The sequence below is a fragment of the Streptomyces sp. GB4-14 genome (assembly GCF_022696125.1).
Taxonomy (GTDB): domain Bacteria; phylum Actinomycetota; class Actinomycetes; order Streptomycetales; family Streptomycetaceae; genus Streptomyces; species Streptomyces werraensis.
Genome location: NZ_RZHO01000002.1, coordinates 2,981,779 through 3,002,344 on the forward strand (window position 1 = coordinate 2,981,779; position 20,566 = coordinate 3,002,344).

Annotated in this window: 19 protein-coding genes; 16 read left to right on the plus strand and 3 right to left on the minus strand. The window is 75.0% G+C overall.

Annotated elements, in window-relative coordinates; genetic code table 11:
* Positions 1 to 133 precede the first annotated feature (133 nt).
* The 3 genes from ELQ39_RS14730 (at position 134) to ELQ39_RS14740 (ending at position 3,622) form a co-directional block, all read left to right on the plus strand.
* The gene (locus ELQ39_RS14730) at positions 134 to 820 is read left to right on the plus strand and encodes a helix-turn-helix transcriptional regulator (RefSeq protein ID WP_242592155.1); all 687 of its coding nucleotides are present in this window, start codon (positions 134 to 136) and stop codon (positions 818 to 820) included.
* 172 nt (positions 821 to 992) lie between these two features.
* Positions 993 to 1,631 (plus strand): Pvc16 family protein, encoded by a 639-nt coding sequence (locus tag ELQ39_RS14735; RefSeq protein WP_242592156.1) that lies wholly within the window; start codon positions 993 to 995, stop codon positions 1,629 to 1,631.
* Positions 1,628 to 3,622: an ATP-binding protein gene (locus ELQ39_RS14740; protein ID WP_242592157.1), complete on the plus strand. Its 1,995-nt coding sequence runs from the start codon at positions 1,628 to 1,630 to the stop codon at positions 3,620 to 3,622. Before ELQ39_RS14735 ends, ELQ39_RS14740 begins: the two co-directional genes overlap by 4 nt.
* 16 nt (positions 3,623 to 3,638) lie before the next feature.
* On the opposite strand, the gene ELQ39_RS14745 is transcribed toward ELQ39_RS14740, so the two are convergent.
* Entirely contained in the window at positions 3,639 to 5,030 is a 1,392-nt protein-coding gene (locus ELQ39_RS14745; protein WP_190004628.1) for a ricin-type beta-trefoil lectin domain protein, read from the minus strand.
* 311 nt (positions 5,031 to 5,341) lie between these two features.
* Between ELQ39_RS14745 and ELQ39_RS14750 the strand changes: the two genes are divergently transcribed.
* From ELQ39_RS14750 to ELQ39_RS14765, 4 genes are all read left to right on the plus strand, one after another.
* A complete protein-coding gene (locus tag ELQ39_RS14750; protein ID WP_242592158.1) occupies positions 5,342 to 6,934 on the plus strand; it encodes a phage tail sheath subtilisin-like domain-containing protein in 1,593 nt (530 codons plus the stop codon).
* A 62-nt stretch (positions 6,935 to 6,996) separates the two neighbouring features.
* Entirely contained in the window at positions 6,997 to 7,440 is a 444-nt protein-coding gene (locus tag ELQ39_RS14755) for a phage tail protein (protein ID WP_190004626.1), read from the plus strand.
* Positions 7,440 to 7,922 carry a hypothetical protein gene (locus ELQ39_RS14760; RefSeq protein ID WP_190004625.1) on the plus strand — a complete coding sequence of 161 codons (483 nt, stop codon included), beginning with the start codon at positions 7,440 to 7,442 and terminating at the stop codon, positions 7,920 to 7,922. The genes ELQ39_RS14755 and ELQ39_RS14760 overlap by 1 nt, the downstream gene beginning before the upstream one ends.
* Complete coding sequence (locus ELQ39_RS14765; protein WP_190004624.1) at positions 7,919 to 8,077, plus strand: DUF6760 family protein; 159 nt, start codon at positions 7,919 to 7,921, stop codon at positions 8,075 to 8,077. The genes ELQ39_RS14760 and ELQ39_RS14765 overlap by 4 nt, the downstream gene beginning before the upstream one ends.
* A gap of 374 nt (positions 8,078 to 8,451) precedes the next feature.
* Here the strand turns inward: ELQ39_RS14765 and ELQ39_RS14770 are convergent, their stop codons facing one another.
* Positions 8,452 to 9,423: a hypothetical protein gene (locus ELQ39_RS14770; RefSeq protein ID WP_242592159.1), complete on the minus strand. Its 972-nt coding sequence runs from the start codon at positions 9,421 to 9,423 to the stop codon at positions 8,452 to 8,454.
* Positions 9,424 to 10,633: 1,210 nt separating this feature from the next.
* On the opposite strand from ELQ39_RS14770, the gene ELQ39_RS14775 reads away from it, so the two are divergent.
* From ELQ39_RS14775 to ELQ39_RS14815, 9 genes are read left to right on the plus strand one after another with little or no spacing between them, the layout of a single operon-like run.
* Positions 10,634 to 11,323, plus strand: coding sequence for an extensin (locus ELQ39_RS14775; protein ID WP_242592160.1), 690 nt, complete (start codon positions 10,634 to 10,636; stop codon positions 11,321 to 11,323).
* A 38-nt stretch (positions 11,324 to 11,361) separates the two neighbouring features.
* The gene (locus ELQ39_RS14780) at positions 11,362 to 11,787 is read left to right on the plus strand and encodes a phage tail protein (RefSeq protein ID WP_024886434.1); all 426 of its coding nucleotides are present in this window, start codon (positions 11,362 to 11,364) and stop codon (positions 11,785 to 11,787) included.
* A 53-nt stretch (positions 11,788 to 11,840) separates the two neighbouring features.
* Positions 11,841 to 12,575, plus strand: coding sequence for a CIS tube protein (locus tag ELQ39_RS14785; RefSeq protein WP_242592161.1), 735 nt, complete (start codon positions 11,841 to 11,843; stop codon positions 12,573 to 12,575).
* Between the two features lie 3 nt (positions 12,576 to 12,578).
* Positions 12,579 to 14,489, plus strand: coding sequence for a VgrG-related protein (locus ELQ39_RS14790; RefSeq protein ID WP_242592162.1), 1,911 nt, complete (start codon positions 12,579 to 12,581; stop codon positions 14,487 to 14,489).
* Complete coding sequence (locus tag ELQ39_RS14795) at positions 14,489 to 14,947, plus strand: GPW/gp25 family protein (protein WP_225625619.1); 459 nt, start codon at positions 14,489 to 14,491, stop codon at positions 14,945 to 14,947. The genes ELQ39_RS14790 and ELQ39_RS14795 overlap by 1 nt, the downstream gene beginning before the upstream one ends.
* Positions 14,947 to 16,905: a putative baseplate assembly protein gene (locus tag ELQ39_RS14800; protein WP_242592163.1), complete on the plus strand. Its 1,959-nt coding sequence runs from the start codon at positions 14,947 to 14,949 to the stop codon at positions 16,903 to 16,905. Before ELQ39_RS14795 ends, ELQ39_RS14800 begins: the two co-directional genes overlap by 1 nt.
* Complete coding sequence (locus tag ELQ39_RS14805) at positions 16,902 to 17,597, plus strand: phage tail protein (RefSeq protein ID WP_242592164.1); 696 nt, start codon at positions 16,902 to 16,904, stop codon at positions 17,595 to 17,597. Before ELQ39_RS14800 ends, ELQ39_RS14805 begins: the two co-directional genes overlap by 4 nt.
* The gene (locus ELQ39_RS14810; protein WP_242592165.1) at positions 17,594 to 18,988 is read left to right on the plus strand and encodes an NADase-type glycan-binding domain-containing protein; all 1,395 of its coding nucleotides are present in this window, start codon (positions 17,594 to 17,596) and stop codon (positions 18,986 to 18,988) included. The genes ELQ39_RS14805 and ELQ39_RS14810 overlap by 4 nt, the downstream gene beginning before the upstream one ends.
* 50 nt (positions 18,989 to 19,038) lie before the next feature.
* Positions 19,039 to 20,055: a Yip1 family protein gene (locus tag ELQ39_RS14815; protein WP_242592166.1), complete on the plus strand. Its 1,017-nt coding sequence runs from the start codon at positions 19,039 to 19,041 to the stop codon at positions 20,053 to 20,055.
* A 52-nt stretch (positions 20,056 to 20,107) separates the two neighbouring features.
* Here the strand turns inward: ELQ39_RS14815 and ELQ39_RS14820 are convergent, their stop codons facing one another.
* Complete coding sequence (locus tag ELQ39_RS14820; protein WP_242592167.1) at positions 20,108 to 20,476, minus strand: MerR family transcriptional regulator; 369 nt, start codon at positions 20,474 to 20,476, stop codon at positions 20,108 to 20,110.
* Between the last annotated feature and the right edge of the window lie 90 nt (positions 20,477 to 20,566).

Genomic DNA, 20,566 nt, shown 5'->3' on the forward strand with positions numbered 1-20,566 from the left:
AGGCGTGCACGCCCGCGCGCCCCGATCTCGTGGTGCGTCTCGTGGTCCTCCACGATTGTCCGCGCCCCACCCGCCACAGGAGTGTGGATCCGCAGCGTCGGACGCGGCCGCCCCGGCGGTCGCACGGTCGGGTATGGGGAATCGGTTGCACACCACGTCGTTGACAGGCCCGGAGACGGCCGCGCCAGCCGGGCCCGGAAGCCGCATCCCCGTGGTGGTCGAGGCCCCCGACCCCATCTCCCGGGCCGGCGCGGCCAGCGAACTGCGCCGCCACCCGGTCATCGACCTGGTGGAGGACGGGCGGCCCGGTCCCGGAACCGTGGCCCTCCTGGTCAACGACCAGCTCGACGAGGACCTGTTGACGCGGATGCGCAAGCTGGTCCGCAGCGACGGCAGCCGCGCCGTGCTCGTGGTCGGCGCGATCCGGGAGAGCGAACTGCTCGACGTCGTCGAGTGCGGTGTCGGCGCGATCGTCTGGCGGCACGAGGCCACCGCGCAGCGGCTGGTGCGCGCCGTCGTCGCGGCCTCGCGCGGCGACGGGGACCTCCCCGGGGACCTGCTGGGCCGGCTCATCAACCGGGTGGGCACACTGCACCGCACGTCCGCCGGTCATTCCGGCGCCCCCGCGAGCGGGCTGACGGCCCGTGAGGTCGACGTCCTACGGCTCGTGTCCGAGGGACTGGACACGGGAGAGATCGCCGGGAAGCTCGCGTACTCCGAGCGGACGGTCAAGAACGTGTTGCACGGAATCACCACGCGGCTGCACCTCCGCAACCGGGCGCACGCCGTCGCGTACGCCCTTCGGGAAGGTTACATCTGACCCTCCAGGCACCCGTGTCGGGGCTCCGAGGGCACCCTCCGGTGCCCCCGCACCCACCCCGGCGCCGGCCCCGCGCGGACGCGCCCCCGGCACCATCGACGGGGCCCGGCGGTGAAGCGTCCGGCGGTGAGGCGGCCCGCGGACCGCGCGACGGCAGAGCAGGAGTACGACGGTGATCCACGAGGTGGACGAGGTCCTCAAGGGGCTTCTCAAGGGCGGCGCCCTGGCCGGCTCGGGCGTCGAGGTGTCCCTGGACGCCCCGACCCGGGACTGGGCGGCCCGCCGCAACGCGCCCACCCTCAACGCCTATCTGTACGACATCCGCGAGGAGGTCTCCCGCCGGGAGCGCGGCACGGTCGCGGTCACCGACGACACCGGCCAGGTGGTGCGGCGCCGCAACCCACCGCGCTGGCTCCGCCTCTCCTACCTGCTCACCGCCTGGACACGACAGCCCCAGGACGAACACCGTCTGCTGTCGGCCGCGCTGGCCACACTGCTCCCCCGCGAGATCCTCCCGCCCGCCGAACTCCCGCCCGCCCTGTCCGCACTGGGCCTGTCGGTCACCCTGTCGGTCGCCGGGACGCAGACCGAGTCGCGGTCGTTGGCCGAGATCTGGTCCGCACTCGGCGGTGAGCTCAAGCCGTCCCTGGACCTGGTGGCGCTGGTCCCGTTCCCGTCGTACCCCGAGTACGACGCCGGACCGCCGGTCACCGAGGGCGCGGTCGTCCGCGTCCGCTCCGTCGACGGCGCCCAGGACGGCACCCGCGCCCACCGCCCGCACCACTTCGAGGGCGGACGGCCCACCCGGTGAACACCCCGCACCCCGACCCCGCCGACGCCCTCCTCACCCGCGTCGCCCGGCTCCGCGCCCGTGTCGCCCGGCTGGTGGAGCACCGCTCCGCGGACGACCCCACAGCCGACGACCCCCTGCGCGGCCTCTACCTCTCCGAGGCGGCCGTGCGCCACCACCTGCACACCACCCCCGCGCCCCCGCCGGACGACCCGGACGGCGAGGAGCCCCCCGGCGACCGGCTCGGTCCGCTCGCGCGGCGGCTCGGCCTGCGCCCGGCGGAGGCCACGGTGCTGCTGGCGGCGCTCGCCCCGGACCTCGACCGGTCCTTCGAGCCGCTGTACGGCTACCTCAACGACGACGTGGGCCGCCGCCGCGCAACCACCGGCCTGGCGCTCGACCTGGCCGGCGCGCCCGTGCACCGGCCCGAGGCGCGCGCGGTGTTCCACCCCCGCGCACCGCTGCGGACGTTCGCCCTGCTGGACGTCGAGGAGCCGGAACGCCCCTTCCTCAGCCGCTCGTTGCGGGTGCCGGGCCGGGTCGTCGCCCATCTCCTCGGCGACGACACCCCCGACCCGGCGCTCGCCGGACGCGTCCGCCCGCTCGCCGTACCGTCCGAGACCCCCGGGGAGGACGGTTTCACCGGACGGCTCGCCGCCCGGCTGAAGGAGGAGCCGCTCACCGTCTATCTGCGCGAGCACCGCGAGGGCGAGGGCCTGGCGCACGCGGCACGGGCGCTGCCCGGCGGCGCGCTGCACTACACGCCCCGCGGCCCGCACGACCAGGAGCCGCTGGCCGCCCTGGTCCGCGAGGCCCGGCTGCTCGACCGCCCGCTGGTCGTCTCCGTGCCGCAGGACGACCCGGGGGCACTCGTGCGGGCACTGTCGGTGCCCGATGTGCCCGTGGTGTTCACCGGTTCACGGCCCTACGACCCGCAGTGGTGCGACGAGGACCCGCTGGTGCTGGACGCCCCCCGGCTGGGCGCCGACGCCGTGCACGCCTGGACCGCCGCCCTGCGCGACGCGGACCCCGGTGCCCCTACGGGCACGCCCGGCTTCGACCTGGCCGCCACCGTCGCCCCCTACCACCTGGGCACCGACCGGGTGGCGCGGGCGGTGCGGGCCGCGCGGGCCCTGGCCGCGTTCGACGGCACCCCCCTCGCCCCCGCCCATCTGCGGCTCGCCGCACGCCAGCAGTCCACCTCCGGTCTGGAGCAGCACGCCCGCCGCATCCGGCCCGCGGTGACCTGGGACGACCTGGTGCTGCCCGAGGCGCCCCTGGCGCAACTGCGCGAACTGGCCCGGCGGGCCCGGCTGCGCGACCGGGTGCTCGGCGACTGGCGGCTCAGCGCCGGAGGCGGCCGGGGCCGGGGCGTCCTCGCGCTGTTCGCGGGCGATTCGGGCACCGGCAAGACGCTGTCCGCCGAGGTCGTCGCCGCCGAACTGGGCCTCGACCTCTACGTCGTACGGCTCTCCTCCGTCGTGGACAAGTACGTCGGCGAGACCGAGAAGAACCTGGAGCGGGTCTTCTCCGAGGCCGACCGCACCGACGCCGTGCTGCTCTTCGACGAGGCCGACGCGGTGTTCGGCAAGCGCTCCGAGGTCAAGGACTCCCACGACCGGTACGCCAACATGGAGAGCGCCTATCTGCTCCAGCGTCTGGAGTCCTTCGACGGCATCGCGCTGCTCACCACCAACCTGCGCGCCAACATCGACGAGGCGTTCACCCGCAGACTCGACCTGGTGGTCGACTTCCCGTTCCCGGACGCCGGGCAGCGGCTCGCGCTGTGGGAGCACTGCCTGTCCCGCGTGCCGTGCGCCGATGACGTCGACGTGTCGCGGGTGGCGCGGGACTTCGAACTGGCCGGCGGGTCCATCCGCAGCGCCGTGGTCACCGCCGCCTACGCGGCGGCCGACCGGGACGACACGGTCACCACGGCCGACCTGCTGGAGGGCGCGCGGCGGGAGTACCGCAAGGCGGGGCGGCTGGTGCCGGGCGAGGGCACCTGGTAGCCGCCCCGGCGGGGGGTCAGGGCGTGCGCAGCGTCCACTTCTGGTTGGGGGTGCCGCCGCACGTCCACAGGTGCAGCCCGGTGCCGTTGGCGGTGCCGCTCCACATGGCGTCCACGCACTTGTCGGCCATCACGCTGACCAGGTCGGCGGCGGGGCTCATCGCGAAGTTCTGCGCGGGGTTGCCGCTGCACCGGGCGAGCTGGATCAGCGTGCCGTCGTCCCGCGAGGCCCAGGCCACGTCCATGCACATGCCCATGGAGCGGACGGTGCCGTCGCCGCGGAACTCCCAGCGCTGGTTGGCGGCCTTCGCATCGCAGTCCTGGATCACCAGGGGGGTGCCGTCGTTCGCCTTGCCCTTCTTCAGCGGGACGGTGACGCACCGGTCGGACCCGACGCCCACGATCTGATCGCCGGTCAGCGGCTCGGACTCGGCCTGCTTCTCCTCGCCGCCTCCGCCGCCCCCGCCACCGGAGGCCGGCTTCTCCTCCTTCTCGCCGGACCCCTCGTCGGCCGCGTCGCCGCCGTCGCCGCCGGGCGCCTCCTGCTCGGGCGGCTTCACCTCCTGCGACGCCCCGGGGCTCGGCAGGGTCAGCGGCGCGGACGCGGAGGCCTGGGGCGCGGGGATCGCGCCTGGCTCGGCCTGCGCCGTCTTCTCCGTGGCCAGTGACCGCACATCGGGCTTGTACGTCAGCCAGATCACGACGAACGCGACCGCGAGCGCCACCGCCGTCGCCAGCACGGTGGCCAGCCAGCCCGGCAGGAAGCCGCGCTGCACGAACTTCCCCTCCACGCCCAGCGGATCGACGCCGGAGCGCTGCACCGTGAGCGTGTAGGGGCGCTCCTGTCGGGAGCCGAACCAGATGATCTCCCGGGGTTTCAGCCTCGCCTTCACGAACGCCGCCCGCCCCGGCTCGATCTGGACGTTGCCCGGGTCCAGGTCGAAGGAGAGCTGGTCGCCGTTGTCGCTGCCGCTCAGCGAGGCGGTCACCTTGGTGTTGCCCAGGTTGTCCACCGCGAGCACGGGCTTGCCCCGCAGCCGCCCCTTCACCACCGGCGGCACCAGCTCGGCCCGCACCTCGGTGAACGGGGTGACCGTCACGTTCCCCTCGGGAACGGTGGTCGCCTCGGGGTGTTCCGTCGGCGTGATCCGGACCGCGTACGGATGCGGTCCCGCGGCCGCGTCCGGGGTGCGCGGCACGTCGAAGGACACCTCGACGGTCCCGGTGGTCCCCGGGTACAGGCGCAGCGACGGCGGCTCCACCCGCGCGTACGGCGCGAGGTCGCCCACCGGCTCGAACCGGTACTCGTCCACCACGTCACCGGTGTTGCGCACCCGCAGCCGCACCGTCGTACGGCCGCCCGGGTCGACCGTCGCCGACGCCGGCTCAAGAGAAGTCCAAAGGCTCACGCGTCGACGCTAGTCGAGGCCCCCCACGCGGTCAGGAGGCTGTGAGGCAGGGTCGGCTGCCCGGAAAGGCACCCGCTTGCCCGGCCCGGTTCCGGGGTGTCCCGCAGGGGCCGTGAGCCCTGACGCGAGGAGCGTGCCGCGTCCCTCGCACGCCGGGCGGCCCGCGTCCGCGCGGGGCCGGTCGCGGCGCGCGTGCTGCCTTTCCGGGCAACCGCGATGCCCCGGACACGGCACTCCCAGCCGTTCCGGCGGGCGCGACGCGCGCGCGAGGGTGCGTACAGACCTGACTCGTACCCCGAGGAGAGCAGAGCATGCCGTCCTACCTGTCGCCGGGCGTCTACGTCGAGGAGGTGGCCAGCGGCTCGCGCCCCATCGAAGGAGTGGGCACATCGGTGGCGGCCTTCGTCGGCCTCGCCCCCTCCGGCCCGCTCAACGAGCCGACCCTGGTCACCAACTGGACCCAGTTCGTCGCCGCCTTCGGCGCCTTCACGGACGGGTACTACCTGGCGCACTCCGTCTACGGCTTCTTCAACAACGGCGGCAGCGCGGCCTACGTGGTGCGGGTCGGCGGCGCCCCGGGCGGTGTCGCAGGCGAGGCGTCCGGCGCGCCCGCCGAGGTGACGGGCGCGCCCGCGCAGGCCGCCCTGCCCGCCGGGACGCCTGCCCAGCTCGGCACCTTCACGGTGACCGCCGTGGCCGCCGGGTCCGGTCCGCTCAGCGTCGAGGTCTCCGACCCCGAGGGCGAGGGCCCCGCCGAACGGTTCCGGCTCACCGTCAAGGACGGCGACCGCCCCGTCGAGACCTTCGACGTCAGCGCCAAGAAGAGCAGCCGCACCTACGTCGTCACGCAGGTGAAGGAGCGCTCCAGGCTCATCACCGTGCAGGAGGCGGCGCCCGCCGCGCAGCTCGCCCGTCCCGAGAACCAGACCGTGGCCCTCGCGGCGCCGCCCGCCGCCGCGCCCGCCGTCCCGGCCACCGCCGACGGCGCCGCCCGCCCCGGCCCGGCCGAGTACGTCGGCGACTCCGCGGACCGCACCGGCTTCGGCGGCCTGGAGGCCGTGGACGAGATCTCCATGGTCGCCGTCCCCGACCTGATGGCCGCCTACCAGCGCGGCGACATCGACCTGGAGGCCGTCAAGGCCGTCCAGCTCGGCCTGATCGCGCACTGCGAGCTGATGGGCGACCGGGTCGCCGTCATCGACCCGCCGCCGGGCTTCAACGCCCGCGACATCCGCGTCTGGCGCCAGGAGACCGCCGGCTACGACTCCAAGTACGCGGCGCTGTACTACCCGTGGATCAAGGTGTTCGACCCGGCGAGCGGCCAGAGCCGGACCGTCCCGCCGAGCGGCCACATCGCCGGCGTCTGGGCCCGCAACGACTTCGAGCGCGGTGTGCACAAGGCGCCCGCGAACGAGGTCGTCCGCGGCGCCGTCGACCTGGAGCTGCAGATCACCCGCGGCGAGCAGGACCTGCTCAACCCGGTCGGCGTCAACTGCATCCGCGCCTTCCCCGGCCGCGGCATCCGCGTCTGGGGCGCCCGCACCCTCGCCTCCGACCCGGCCTGGCGCTACCTGAACGTCCGCCGGTACTTCAACTACCTGGAGGAGTCGATCCTGATCGGCACCCAGTGGGTGGTGTTCGAGCCCAACGACCACCAGCTGTGGGCCCGGATCCGGCGCAACGTCTCCGCCTTCCTCGTCAACGAGTGGCGCTCGGGCGCCCTGTTCGGCTCCCGGCCGGAGGAGGCGTTCTACGTCAAGTGCGACGAGGAGACCAACCCGCCCGAGTCCGTCGACCTCGGCCGGGTCGTCTGCGAGATCGGCATCGCGCCGGTCAAGCCCGCCGAGTTCGTGATCTTCCGGCTGGCCCAGTTCTCCAGCGGGAGCGGGGAGCTGGAGGAGTAGGGCAGACCCCGCACTCCGCCCTCCCCCCGAACTCCCCCCTCTGCGAAGGAAAGTAGCGACAGATGAGTCTGCAGCCGGGTGACGCCCTCACCTCACACAACTTCGGCCTCCAGATCGACGGCGTGATGGTCGAGTACCTCGCCGAGGTCAGCGGCCTCAGCATCGAGCAGGACGTGATCGAGTACCAGCAGGTCTCGGCCCAGGGCAAGCCCGTCACCAAGAAGATGCCGGGCGTGAAGAAGGCCGGCACCTGCACGGTCGTGCGCGGCATGACCCAGTCCCCCGCGTTCAACGAGTGGATCAACGAGTCGGTCAACGGCGCGATGGCCACGGCCCGCAAGAACGCCACCATCATGGTGATGGACTACCAGAACAATCCGGTCAAGCGGTACAACATGCGCAACGCCTGGTGCAGCAAGATCGACACCAGCACCGTGAAGGCCGGCGAGGCCTCCGCGCTGACCGAGACGGTGACCATCACGTTCGAAGAACTGGTCATCGAGTAATGCGACGCACCACCGCCGCCCGGCCGGGAGCCCTCCCGGCCGGCCCGGGTCCCGCGGAGGCGGCCCCGGCCGCCGTCGCGGAACCGGAGGAGGACGTGTCGTCCGGCGGGGCGCTGCGCACCGAGTTCCCCTTCGAACTGCCCCGCGGCTACGTCGACGAGAACGGCACCGTCCACAGGCACGGCACGATGCGGCTCGCGACCGCGCGGGACGAACTGGTCCCGCTGCGCGACGTCCGCGTGCAGGAGAACCCCGCCTACCTGTCGGTGGTGCTGCTCGGCCGGGTCATCACCCGGCTGGGGACGCTCCCGATGGTGCACGACGGGGTCGTGGAGAACATGTTCGCCTCCGACCTGGCGTTCCTCCAGGACTTCTACCGGCAGGTGAACGCCGAGGGCCACACCCGCGCCGGCGTGACCTGCCCCCACTGCGAGCAGCCGTTCGAGGTCGAACTCGGCGGGAGCCGCCTGGGGGAATCGTGACGTACGCGACCGACCGGCTGCACGAGGAGATCGCGTACCTCGCCTACCACTTCCACTGGAGCCTGGAGGACATCCTGGACCTCGAACACGGTGACCGCCGCCGGTACGCGGAGCAGATCACCGCGCTCGTCACGCGCGCGTCGGCGGAGGGCTGACACGCCATGGGATTCCTCGACCGGCTGCGCCGGAGGGGCGGCGCGCCCGCGGGCCCGGCGGACGCGGGTCCGGCGGACGCGGGGGGCGGTACGTCCGTCCCCGCGGCGCCTGTGCGGACGGCCGCGTGGACCGCGCTGCCGCCGATCCGGCGGGCGACTTCCCGGCCGTCGTGGCCGGTCGCCGACGCCGGGTTCGGCGGCAGGCTGAGCACGTGGCAGAACCCGTCCTTCGCGGGCACGCTCTCCCACGCCGTCCTGGACGGCGCGCCCGGGGGGCTGGTCGAGGGTGTCCTCACCGCGTCGGCGCGGCCGTCCGCGGGGCTGGAACTGCCCACGCGGGACCTGCCGGTCGCGGCGTCTTCGGGGGAGGCCGGTCACCTGGCGGAGGGTGATGAGCCGCCGGCGGTGCAGCGCACGGCGGCTCCCCTCGGGGTGACGCCCTCTCCCACCCCCACGCGGCGTTCCGCTTCCCTGACCAGGGCGGTGGGATCGGCGGCGCCTGTGCAGCGGAGGACGCTGCCGGTGGCGACGGCTCCGGTCGTGACGCGGGGCTCCGGTTCGGGGCCGGCGGACGCCCCGACGGGCTCCTCGGGAGGCGGTGGTACGGCGTCCGCGCCGCGCCGACGACCCCTGCTCGGGGCGCCGTTGACGGCTCCGCCGTCGGGGCCGGGGGCGCCCGGGCCGCGCGGGGCGGCCTCGGGAAGCCTGTCGGAGCCGTCCCCGTCGCCGGTTCCCGTCGCCCGCCCGGCCTCCTCGGCCGCCTCGCCGTCGTCGGTCCCACCGGTCACCGGTGCGGCCTCGGACACCCCCGTGACCGGGGACGCCCCGGTGACGCCCGTCCCCCGGGACTCCGGCAGCGCGCCCGTACGGCGGCGGGCTGTCCCGGAGGCGTCGGAGGGCACGGCACAGGCGCCGGCACCGGTGTCCGCCGGCGTGGCGCCCCCGGTGCGGCCCCTGGCACCGGCCCGTGCGCTGGCTCCCTCCGCGCCGTCCGCGCTGACGCCGGTGACCCCGCAACTGCGTCCCGCACCCGCGGCCGTCCCTCTGCGGCGGACCGCGCCCGCCGTGCAGCGCCGGGCGCCCCGGTCCGGCGGGGGTGCTCCGGCCGCACGGACGCCCGAGCCCTCAGGTCCGTCCCGCGGCCCGGGGGCGGCGTCCCCCGTGCCCACGGCTTCCGGGGTACCGGCGCCGTCGACGCGCCCACCGGTCGCGCCGGGGCTGCCGGCCGGGGCTCCGGCGGTGCGGCGCGCGCCGGAGGAGCAGCCCGGGGGCCCGGGAGCGGCCCGGAGCGACGGGGACGGCGTACCCGCGCCCGTGGCCACGCCGGCCGCTGCTCCCGTGGCCACGGTGCAGCGCCTTGCCCGGCCCGGCTCCGCGGTGCCCGTCGCACCGCTGCGGCGGTTCGCGGCGGCACCGGCGCCCCGGGCCGTCGACGTGCCGGTGGCTCCGGCCACACCGACGCCCGCACTTCGGCCCGCGACGGACGACCCGGCCCCTCCCGGCCCTGTCCCCGCAGCCGAGGCGCCTGCCGTCCAGCGGACCGGTGCGCCGGACACGGCTCCGTCCCCTTCCGCCGCGACCCCGCCCCGGGCCGCCACACCATCGGCATCGCGGACGCCTGCCGTCCAGCGCGCCAGCGCGCCGGACGCGGCAGCGTCCACCCCTACCGCGGCTCCGTCCCGGAGCGCCACGCCACCCGCGTCCGAGGCAGCCCCCGTCGGGCGGACCAGCGCCTCGGGCACGGCCCCCTCCACCGCGCTCCCACCCCGGACCGCCACCCCACCCGCACCCGAGACGCCCGCCGTCCAGCGCGTCAGCGCCCCGGACACAACACCGTCCACCCCCGCAGCGCTCCCACCCCGGACCGCCACCCCACCCGCACCCGAGACGCCCGCCGTCCGGCGGACCAGCACCCCGGACACGACACCGTCCACCCCCGCAGCGGCCCCGCCCCGGGGCGCCACCCCACCCGCACCCGGGACGCCCGCCGTCCGCCGGACCAGCACCCCGGACACGACACCGTCCACCCCCACCACCACGGCCGCTCAGCGAGCCGCCGCCACACCGGGCGCGACCGACGTTCCGGTCCGACCCCTCGCGGCCCCCGCACCCCCGGCAGCACCTGTCCAGCGGGCCACCGGCACGAACCCGGCATCGGCCGCCCCCGCCACGCCCCCGCCCCCGGCCGACGCGGTCAAGCCGGCCGCACCCGGATCCCGGCCTCCGGCCACGCCAACCCCCGCGGCTCCCCTCAACGCCCCCGTGCCGCAACGCCGTACGCCCTCCGGGGACGCTCCGACGCCCGCGCGCGGCCGTACCGTGCTGCCGCCGCTCGGGTCCACCTCCGTCGCCGTACCGAGGCCGGCCCGTACCGCCCCGTCACCCGCCGCGCCCGCCTCGGCGGGCACCCCGGCCGGGCCCGCCATCCAGCGGCTCACGGCAGGACGTCCCACGCCTGTGGCGGCATCGTCCGCGCCCACCGCCCCGGCCGCTGAAGGCCGGACCACCGCACCCGCCTCCGCGCCGCACTCCCGCACCACGTCGAGGAGCACTCCCGTGCAGCCCCTCACGCGGCCCGACGCGCCGACGTACACCCGGCCGGCCACCCCCGTGCCCGCCGCACGCCCCGGCCTCGGTGCTCCCCTGCAGCGCGGCACCGCACCCGCCGCGCCCGCGCCGCACCCCACCCGTTCGAGCACCCCGGTCACCCCCGGGTCCGCGCCCTCGACGCCGCAGGGCCCCGCCCTCACCGACCCGGGCACCACTCCCGTCCAGCGCGCCTCCTCACCGGCCGCCCCTCCGCCCGCTCCCGCTCCCACGCCCGCGCCCCCTTCGACGTCCCCGCGCCCCGCGAGCACGCCGTCCGTCCCCGTCCGCGCCCCCGCCACCGCCGTCCCGGTCCTCCCGGCGCCGGCCGCTGTCACCACGCCCCCCGCTGCCCCCGCCCTCCCCGTACAGCGCGCGACACCGCCCACTCCAGCCCCGGCGGCGCCCCCGTCACCCCCCGCACCCACCACGCCGCCCCCGCCGTACGACCCGGGCCCGCCCCCGCCGTACAGCGCCCGTGACCCGCACCCGGGGCCGGGCGGTCCCCCCGGCGCGCCCCCCTTCGACCCCCGGTCCCTGACCGAAGGTCAGCTCGACGAGCTGACGCACCGGCTGGTCGGCCCGCTCACCCGGCTCCTGCGGACCGAACTGCGCATGGACCGCGAACGCATCGGCCGGCTCCGCGACCCACGCGCCTGACGCGCACCCGCCCCTCGCCCCTTCCGAAAGGCCCCGCGATGCCCAGCGATCTCGATCCGGGATCCACGATCTTCTTCACCCTCACCATCGACGGCGAGAGCCTCGGCGCCTTCAACGGCTGTGAGGGGCTCGCGTCGACGGTCGAGGTGGAGCAGTACCAGGAGGGCGGCAACAACGGGTTCGTGTGGCAGCTGCCCACCCGCGTCACCTTCTCCACGATCCGGCTGACCCGCCCGCTGACCCCGGACACCTCGAAGGTCGCCGCGTGGATCTCGTCCGTGACGACCGGCGTCACCCGCCCCACCGCGCAGATCTCGGCACTGCGCGCGGACGGGTCCGAGGTGGCCCGCTGGGGCCTGATCGACGTGCTGCCGGTGAGCTGGCAGGGGCCGTCCCTGGACCCCGCGAACCCGGGCGTCGCCACGGAGGTCCTGGAGATCGCCCATCACGGCTTCACCGACTGACCCACGCCCCGCACCAGCACGACCGGAACGACACCAGGACGGAGACGAAGCACATGGCAGGCAAGGGAGGAAAGGGCTCCACGGGCGGCGCGGGCAAGAGCCTGGTGCGCGCCACGCTCGCCATCCACGAGCCCCCCATCGGCGACAGCACCACACCGGGCGGCCTGATCAGGACCTTCGACTTCGACTTCAACCCGGCGCAGCTGACCCTGACCCGCCGCGCGCAGTGGAAGAGCACCCCGTCCGCCGCCCTGCGCGACGGCCCGCTGCCGGAGTTCATGGGCGCGGAGGGGCGCAGCCTGTCGATGGAGATCTTCCTGGACTGCTCGGGCGACCCGGGCGACAACAGCGTGCTGAAGAAGGTCGAGGCGCTGTTCTCCTGCTGCGAGGTGACCGCGAAGTCCATCGCCGCGGACCAGCCGTCGACGCCGTGGGTGGTGTTCGAATGGGGGTCGTTCTCGACAGCACGGTTCACGGCGTACATCGGGAGCGTGCAGGCGACGTACACGCTGTTCGGCACGACGGGGGTGCCGATCCGGGCGGCCTGCCAGGTGGAGCTGAACGAGATCCCCGGGCAGACCAAGGGCCAGAACCCGACGTCGGGCGCGCTGACCGCCCGGCGCGTGCACCGGGTCGTCGCGGGCGACACGCTCCAGTCGCTGGCCTGGCGGGAGTACGGGGACGCGGCGGCCTGGCGGGCGATCGCCGAGGCCAACGACATCGACGACCCCTCCCGGCTGCCGGGCGGCACCGAACTCATCCTTCCCGCGGCCGGGGAGGTCGCGTAACCGATGGTCAAGCCCTCCTTCTCCAACATCGTCGACGTCACCTTCGACGGCAAGCCCGTCCCGCCGTACTTCGCCCCGCTGCTGGTCGGCGGCTGGGTGGACCTGGGCGCGGGCGTGCCGGGCGCGTTCCGGGTGACGTTCCGCGACGCGCACGGCATGGTGCTCGGCAAGCTCGGCATCAAGTTCGGCACCGAGGTGGTGATCGCGCCCGTCGCGCACGGCAAGGGCGCCGGTGAGCCGCTGCTGACCGGCGAGGTCACCGGCATGGAGACCGACTACGACGGCACCGGCACCTTCACCGTGATCCGGGGCTACGACCGCGGGCACCGCATGATGCGCCGCCGCCGCGTCGCCGCCTACCGCAACCAGACGGCGTCCGACATCGCCCGCACGCTCGCCGCCCAGGACGGCCTGACGATCGGCACCGTGCAGGGCACCCGGACGGTCTACGAGTTCATCAGCCAGGCCAACGTCTCCGACTGGGACTTCCTGTCCCGGCTCGCCGACGAGAACGACCGGGTGATGTCCCTGGACGCCAGGGGCCGCTTCCGGTTCACCGGCCCGGACCCGGCGTCCGGCGCCCCGCCCACCAGCACCCCGGGCGAGAAGAGCCCGTACGTCCTCCAGGCCGGCACCGACGTGCTGCGCTGCCGGGCCGCGGTGACCGCCGCCGACCAGTTCGGGCGGGTCGAGGCGCGCGGCTGGGACGTCGTCGCGAAGAAGGAGCTGACCGCGACCGCGCCGACCACCGCCCACCCGGGCATCGACATCGGCACCACCCCGCAGAAGGCCGCCTCCGCCTTCGGGACCGTCACGCTCGTCGAGACGGAGAAGCCGTACGACCGGCAGAACGAGGTGAAGTACGCCGCCGACTCGCTCGCCGACGACGTCACCTCGTCGTTCGCCGAGCTGGAGGTCGTGGTGCGCGGCAACCCCAAGCTGCGGCCCGGCGTGCCGGTCACGCTCACCGACGTCGGCGCGCCCTTCGAGGGCAAGTACACCGTGACGTCCGCCCGGCACGTGTTCGGCGACGGCAAGCACTACGAGACCTGGATCACCGTCAGCGGACGCCAGTGGCGCTCCCTGTTCGGGCTCACCTCCGGTGGCGGCGGGGGCGGCGCCGCGGCCGCCGCGCCCCGGCTGCCCGGCGTCGCCAACGCGCTGGTCACCGATGTGCAGGACCCGCTGAAGCAGGGCCGGGTCAAGCTGAGGTTCCCGTGGCTGGACGACAGTTACGTCTCCGACTGGACGCGGACCGTGCAGCTCGGCGGGAAGCGCGGCGGGAGCATCTTCCCGCTGGACGTGGGCGACGAGGTGCTGGTGGCGTTCGACCGGGGCGCGCTGGACCATCCGTTCGTCGTCGGCGGACTCTACAACGGCGTGGACAAGCCGTCCCCGGTCCGGGACGTGCCGCTGCACGACACCGTCAAGCGGCGGGCCGTCCGGCACACCCTGTCCGACCGCGAGGCCAACCGGGTCGACCTGCTCAGCCAGACCAACGGCGCCCGCAAGCAGGGCGTCCGGATCGTCTCCGGCGACGACAAGCTGGTCATCAACCTGGACCGCACCAGGACGGAGATCACCGTCGACAGCGAGGGCACGGTCGTCATCAAGGGCGGGCGGGCGGTCTCCGTCGAGGCCGGGACGGATCTGACGTTGAACGGCAAGCGCTCGGTGACCATCAGGAGCGGTGGCCCGCTCACCCTGCAGGGGCGCGGCGCGGTGAGCCTCAGCTCGTCCGTCGGCGCGGTGAACGTGGACGCCAAGGGCGCCCTGTCGCTGAAGGCCGCGGGCCTGGCCAGCCTCACCGCGCTGGGCAGCGTGCAGATCAACGCGGCGGCCAGCGTGGGCATCCGCGCGGCCACCGTGCCGGTCATGGGGCTGCTCACCGCCAACGGAAAGCCGGTGATCTGATGGCCGAGCAGTTCGTCGGCTCCGGCTGGGCGTTCCCGATGCGCATCGGACCCACCGGCGGCATCGCCCTGGTCAGCGGCGAGAAGGAGATCGAGGAGGCCATCCGGCTCGTCCTGGCCACCGCGCCGGGCGAACGGCCGATGCGCCCGGAGTTCGGCTGCGCCATCCACGAGCTGGTCTTCGCCCCCGTCAACGAGGCCACCGCCGGCCGCATCCAGCACGAGGTGTACACGAGCCTCGACCGCTGGGAGCCGCGCATCGAGGTCGAGGAGGTCCAGGTCACCGCCGGCCCCGGCGAGGGCGTGCTGCACATCGACGTCCGCTACTCGATCCGCGGCACCAACAACCCGCGCAGCCTCGTCTTCCCCTTCTACGTCATCCCCTCCCACGACGAGCCCGGCACGAGCGGCACGGCCGGTGCGGGCGAGTGGGGCCCCCACCCCGAAAGCGACCGCTGATGGCCCTTCCCTCCCCCAACCTCGACGACCGCCGCTTCCAGCAGTTCGTCGACGACGCCAAGCGCTACATCCAGCAGCGCGCCCCGGAGTGGACCGACCACAACGTCTCCGACCCGGGGATCACCCTGATCGAGGCGGTCGCGCACATGGCCGACCAGATCGTGTACCGCCTCAACCGGGTGCCCGAGAAGAACCACCTGGCCTTCCTCGACCTGGTCGGCATCACCCGGTTCCCGCCCACCGCCGCCCGCACCGACGTCACCTTCTGGCTGTCCGCGCCGCAGGACGACCCGGTGGTGGTGCCCGAGGGCACCGAGGTGGCCACCACCCGCACCGAGCGCGACGAAGCCGTCGTCTTCGCCACCGAACGCGACCTGGCCCTCGTGCCCTGCTCGCTGCGCAGGGTCGCCGTACAGCAGCAGGGGGAGCCGGCCGCCGACCGCACCGACGACCTCGCCGAGGGCAAGGACGTGCTGTGCTTCTCCGAGGCGCCCAGGCCCGGCGACTGCATGCTGTTCGGGCTGAGCGCCGCCGTCCCGCACTGCGCGGTCGCCCTGGAGCTCGACAGCCGCGTCGACGGCGTCGGCGTCGACCCGCGCCAGCCGCCGCTGGTGTGGGAGGCGTGGACCGAGGACGGCTGGGCGGAGTGCGAGGTCGAACGCGACGTCACCGGCGGCCTCAACCGTCCCGGCGAGGTCGTCCTGCACGTCCCGGGCGGACACGTGCTGTCCCGCAACGGCGGCCACGAGGGCGGCTGGCTGCGCTGCCGCGTCACCGAACCCCTCCCCGGCCAGCCCTTCTACACCACCTCCCCGTCCGCGCGCGCCGCCGAGGCGTACACCCTGGGCGGCACCACCTCCGCCGTGCACGCCGAGACCGTCCACGACGAGGCGCTCGGCGAGTCCAGCGGCCTGCCCGGGCAGCGGCTGCGCCTCGCGCACGCGCCCGTCGTCGGCGACACCCCGCCCGTCCTGCTGCAGACCGCCGAGCACGGCGGCTGGACCGACTGGGAGGTCGTCCCCCACTTCGCCGGCTCCCGCCCGCACGACCGGCACATCACCCTCGACGCCACCACCGGCGAGATCGCCTTCGGCCCCGCCGTCCGAGAACCCGACGGCACCCTGCGCCAGTACGGCGCCGTCCCGCCCAAGGGCGCCGTCGTCCGCGCCCTGCGCTACCGCACCGGCGGGGGCAGGGCCGGCAACGTCGCCCGCGGCGCCGTCCGCGTCCTGCGCCGCTCCGTGCCGTACGTCGCCGAGGTCGTCAACCGGGAGGCCGCGCGCGGCGGCGTCGACGGGGAAACCGTCGAGGAGGCGAAGCGGCGCGCGCCCATCACGCTGCGCGCCCAGGAACGCGCGGTCACCCTGCGCGACTACGAGGAACTCGCCCGCCGCGCCGCGCCCGACACCGCTCGCATCACCTGCCTGGAGGGCGACGAGAGCGAGCACGGCGCCTACGCGGTCCGGGTGCTGGTGGTCCCCCAGGCCGTCCCCGACCCGGGCGGGCGGCTCCGCTTCGAGCAGCTGGTCCCCGGCGACGCGCTGCTCTCCCGCATCACCCGCCACCTCGACGAACGCCGCCTGATCGGCACCCGGCTGGCCGTCGGCCCGCCGTACTACCAGGGCGTCACCGTCGTCGCCACGGTGCACGCCTTCCGCGGCGCCGACACCGACCGGGTCCGCCGCCAGGCCCACGACGCCCTCTACCGGCATCTCGACCCGCTCACCGGCGGCGCCGACAGCACCGGATGGCCCTTCGGCCGGCCCGTGCAGGCGGGCGAGATCTTCGCCGTGCTCCAGCGCGTGCCCGGCGTCGAACTCGTCGACCAGGTGCTCCTGCACCCGGCCGACCCGATCACCGGCAAGCGCGGCGAGGCCACCGACCGCATCGACCTGTCCGCCCCGTCCCTGGTGTTCTCCTTCGACCACCGGGTCCGCGTGATCGGGGACGGCGCATGAGGGGCTCCCTCGACGGACTGGGCTCCTCCGCGCCGATCGGCGCGATGCTGCCCGCGATCTTCGCCGACGACGACCTGGCCCAGCGGTTCGTCGCGGGCCTGGACGAGGTCCTCGCGCCCCTCCTGGTCGTCCTCGACAACCTGGACGCGTACTTCGACCCGGCGCTCGCCCCGCTGGACTTCACCCGCTGGCTGGCCGACTGGGTGGGGGCCGAGACGGAGGGCATCGACCCCGGCGCCGACGCGGCTGGGGGCGGCGTGGGTGCCGGCGCCGTTCCGGCGAGCACCGAGGCGGGCGGCATCGGGGCTGGTTCCGGTCCGGCGAGTGCCGCCGGTGCCGGCCGGGCGGGCGCACTCCCGGCGGAGCTGCGCCTGCGGGCCGCCGTGGCCGCCGCCGCCCGCCTGCACCGTGTACGCGGCACCCGGCGCGGACTGTCCGAGGCCGTACGCCTGGTCTTCGGCGTACCGCCCGAGATCCGGGAGAGCGGCGCCGCCGCCTGGCACGCCCGCCCGCTCGGCCCGGTCCCCGGCGACCGCCGCCCTCATCTGCACGTCACCCTCCGGCTGCCCGACCCGTCGCCCGCCGACCACCACCGGCTGGACACCCTCGTCGCGGCCGCCCGCCCCGCCCACATGCCGTACACGGTCGAGGTCATCGCCTCGGCCGTCGCCGAAAGGACCACCGACAGATGACCAGCCCGTCCTCCGGCCCCGGCGGCCGGACCGCCTCCCGCTGCGCCGACTGCGGCACCCCGGCGGAACCCGGCCAGTCCTTCTGCGACTCCTGCGGAGCGGTGCTGGGGTGGGCCGACGGAGCCCCTGCGGCCCGCTCGGAAGCGGCCCGCACGGAGCCCGCGGCGCGTACCGATGCCGCGGTGCGGCGCTCGGCGGGCGCCGGCTCCGCTGCCGCTGGTTCCGCCGGTGCTTCCGCTGCCGCCGGGGCGGCTGTGGGTGACGCCGGGGCCGGCACGGACGGCGCGGCCTCGCCGGTCGCCGTCCCCTCCGCGGATGCCCCGGGCCGGGCCCGAGCCACCGCTCCCCGGGACGACCGCGACGACCGGGACGCCGGGGACGACCGGGACGACCAGGACCAGGTCACGGACGCCGAGGACGACACCGAGCCCCTCCCCGCCGTGCCGGCGGCGACCACCGAGCCGCCCCGCGCCCGGCGGAGCGCCGGCGCCGACGCGGCCGAGCGGGCTCGTTCCCTCCTCGTCCCCGTCGCCGACAGCGAGCCGCGCGAAGGCCCCGAGGACCCCGAGGTCGCCCCGGTGCTCCCCGGCCGCACGGCCCCCCGCCGCCCCCAGGTCCGCGCCGTGGGACCGCGGACGGACGAGGAGGGCGGTGTCCCGTGTCCCTGGTGCTCCACCCCCAACCGCCCCGAACGGCACTTCTGCGCGCGCTGCGCCATGTCGATGTCCCGCGGCGAGGACGCCCCGCAGCACCTTCCGTGGTGGCGCCGTATGTTCGCGGACCGCACCGCCGACTCGGCGTGGGCGGGTGAACGGCCGCGTGTGCGCCGGGGGTTCGGCCGGGTGTGGAACTGGGTGGTCGGCGCCGTGGTGATCGGCCTCGTCGTCGCCCTGGTGATGAACCTGGGCACGATGGTCCAGGCCACCCGCGACCACTTCGCCAAGCGCGCCCCGGTGGGCCCGTCCGCGGTGAAGGCGTCCCGGTCGTACACCGGGCACGGCGCGGGTCTCGCCTTCGACAAGCTGAACAACACCTGGTGGGGCCCCGGCATCGCGCAGGCCGCCGAGGGCGAGTGGCTGGAGGTCACCTTCGACCAGCCGACCCGCCTGCTGGACCTGGTGATCACCCCCGGCACCTCCACCCGCGCGGACCAGCTGTCGGAGTCGGCTCTTCCGCGCCGTGTGGACGCGCAGATCACCCTCGCCGACGGCGAGAAGATCACCCGTACCCTCACCCTGGACCAGAGCGCGGGCGGCCAGCGCCGTTCGTTCCGGGTGGGCGAGGTGACGACCGTGCGCTTCGTCCTGCGGTCGGCCTACGACGCGGGCCCGAAGAAGCAGGTGGCGATCGCCGAGATCGAGTTCTTCGGCCCGTCCCACACCACCTCCTGATCCCCCGCCCGGACCCGCCCCGAGGCGGGTCCGGGTACTCCCCTTAGGGGATGTCACAGCTCGGCAGCAATGCCCGTCCGCGGGGCCGGGGCCCGGCACACGACCGCCCGGGAACAGGTACGTTCAAGGACGTGGCTGGATTCAGGATCGGACGCGGACGGAACAACGACGGTGCGCCTCAGGGGCGACCGCCTCACCCCCCGCACGGGCGGCAGACGCCGCAGACGCCGTCGTACGGCTACCCCCCGGCACCGCAGCCGCCCGCCTACGGGCAGGGCGCGGGCGGCGGAAGCCCCTGGCCGCAGCCGCACGCCGGTCACGGCGGCCCGGGCGGCTACGGCGGGCGCGGGGGTCACGGCGGGCACGGCGAGCCCGAGTACTTCGGTGACGGCGGCTACCCCGCCGGACCGCAGGGCGCCCCGCACGACCCGTACGCAGCCAACAACCCCGGCCACACGCAGGCGTTCTCCATCGACGACCCGTACCACCAGGACGACGTCTACCAGCCGCCCGCCGGCCCGGTCGGCCCGCGGCTGCACTGGAAGGCCCTGCTGAAGGGCGTCGTCCTGTCGCCGCAGCAGACGTTCCTGCAGATGCGCGACTACACGATGTGGGGCCCCGCCCTGGTCGTGACGTTCCTCTACGGCCTGCTCGCCGTCTTCGGCTTCGACGGCGCCCGCGAGGACGCGATCAACGCGACGCTGTCCAACGCCATCCCGATCGTGCTGACGACGGCCGTGGCGATGGTGATCAGCGCGTTCGTCCTCGGCATGGTCACCCACACGCTGGCCCGCCAGCTCGGCGGCAACGGCGCCTGGCAGCCCACGGTCGGCCTGTCCATGCTGATCATGTCCATCAGCGACGCCCCGCGTCTGGTGTTCGCCATGTTCGCGGGCGGCGACGCGATGTTCGTGCAGCTTCTCGGCTGGGCCACCTGGGTGGCGGGCGGCGCGCTGCTCACCCTGATGGTGAGCCGCTCCCACGACCTGCCCTGGCCGAAGGCCCTGGGCGCGTCGTCCATCCAGCTGGTCGCGCTGCTGTCGATCGTGAAGCTGGGCACGTTCTGACGGACGGACGCGGTGGTGTGAGGGGCTCCCCGGGGGAGCCCCTCACTCGTTCTCACTCCCGTGGGCTGCGGCATTCCGGCGGCGGGTTACGGGTGTTGGCGATCACGGCGTCGAGCCGCTCGCGTGCGGCGGACAGCTGCGCGATGCGCTCGTCGATCCGCGCCCGCTCGCTCTCCAGATGCTCCAGGAGTCCCGGCGCGACCGTGCCCGAGTACACGCTCGGCAGCACCTTCCGCACGGAGCGGCTGGCCAGCCCGGCGGCGAACAGCTGCCGGATCAGGCCGACCCGGTCGACGGCGGAACCGGGGTAGTGCCGCTGGCCTCCGGGGCCGCGCTCGGCGGGCAGCAGCCCCTGCTCCTCGTAGTAGCGGAGCGCCCGGACACTCACCCCGGCCCTCCGCGCCACCTCACCGATCCGCATGCGCGCCCTCCGATCGACGGCCGTCACCCGACGTGCGACTTGCACCTGACGCCGACGTCAGGTCCTAGCGTCGCGGCTGTCGAAGTCATT

Bases quoted from the DNA above. Each gene is read 5' to 3' on its own strand.
- ELQ39_RS14730 (WP_242592155.1), top strand. From the start codon at position 134: ATGGGGAATCGGTTGCACACCACGTCGTTGACAGGCCCGGAGACGGCC.
- ELQ39_RS14750 (WP_242592158.1), top strand. From the start codon at position 5,342: ATGCCGTCCTACCTGTCGCCGGGCGTCTACGTCGAGGAGGTGGCCAGC.
- ELQ39_RS14755 (WP_190004626.1), top strand. From the start codon at position 6,997: ATGAGTCTGCAGCCGGGTGACGCCCTCACCTCACACAACTTCGGCCTC.
- ELQ39_RS14760 (WP_190004625.1), top strand. From the start codon at position 7,440: ATGCGACGCACCACCGCCGCCCGGCCGGGAGCCCTCCCGGCCGGCCCG.
- ELQ39_RS14780 (WP_024886434.1), top strand. From the start codon at position 11,362: ATGCCCAGCGATCTCGATCCGGGATCCACGATCTTCTTCACCCTCACC.
- ELQ39_RS14785 (WP_242592161.1), top strand. From the start codon at position 11,841: ATGGCAGGCAAGGGAGGAAAGGGCTCCACGGGCGGCGCGGGCAAGAGC.
- ELQ39_RS14790 (WP_242592162.1), top strand. From the start codon at position 12,579: ATGGTCAAGCCCTCCTTCTCCAACATCGTCGACGTCACCTTCGACGGC.
- ELQ39_RS14795 (WP_225625619.1), top strand. From the start codon at position 14,489: ATGGCCGAGCAGTTCGTCGGCTCCGGCTGGGCGTTCCCGATGCGCATC.
- ELQ39_RS14800 (WP_242592163.1), top strand. From the start codon at position 14,947: ATGGCCCTTCCCTCCCCCAACCTCGACGACCGCCGCTTCCAGCAGTTC.
- ELQ39_RS14805 (WP_242592164.1), top strand. From the start codon at position 16,902: ATGAGGGGCTCCCTCGACGGACTGGGCTCCTCCGCGCCGATCGGCGCG.
- ELQ39_RS14810 (WP_242592165.1), top strand. From the start codon at position 17,594: ATGACCAGCCCGTCCTCCGGCCCCGGCGGCCGGACCGCCTCCCGCTGC.
- ELQ39_RS14815 (WP_242592166.1), top strand. From the start codon at position 19,039: ATGTCACAGCTCGGCAGCAATGCCCGTCCGCGGGGCCGGGGCCCGGCA.
- ELQ39_RS14820 (WP_242592167.1), bottom strand. From the start codon at position 20,476: ATGCGGATCGGTGAGGTGGCGCGGAGGGCCGGGGTGAGTGTCCGGGCG.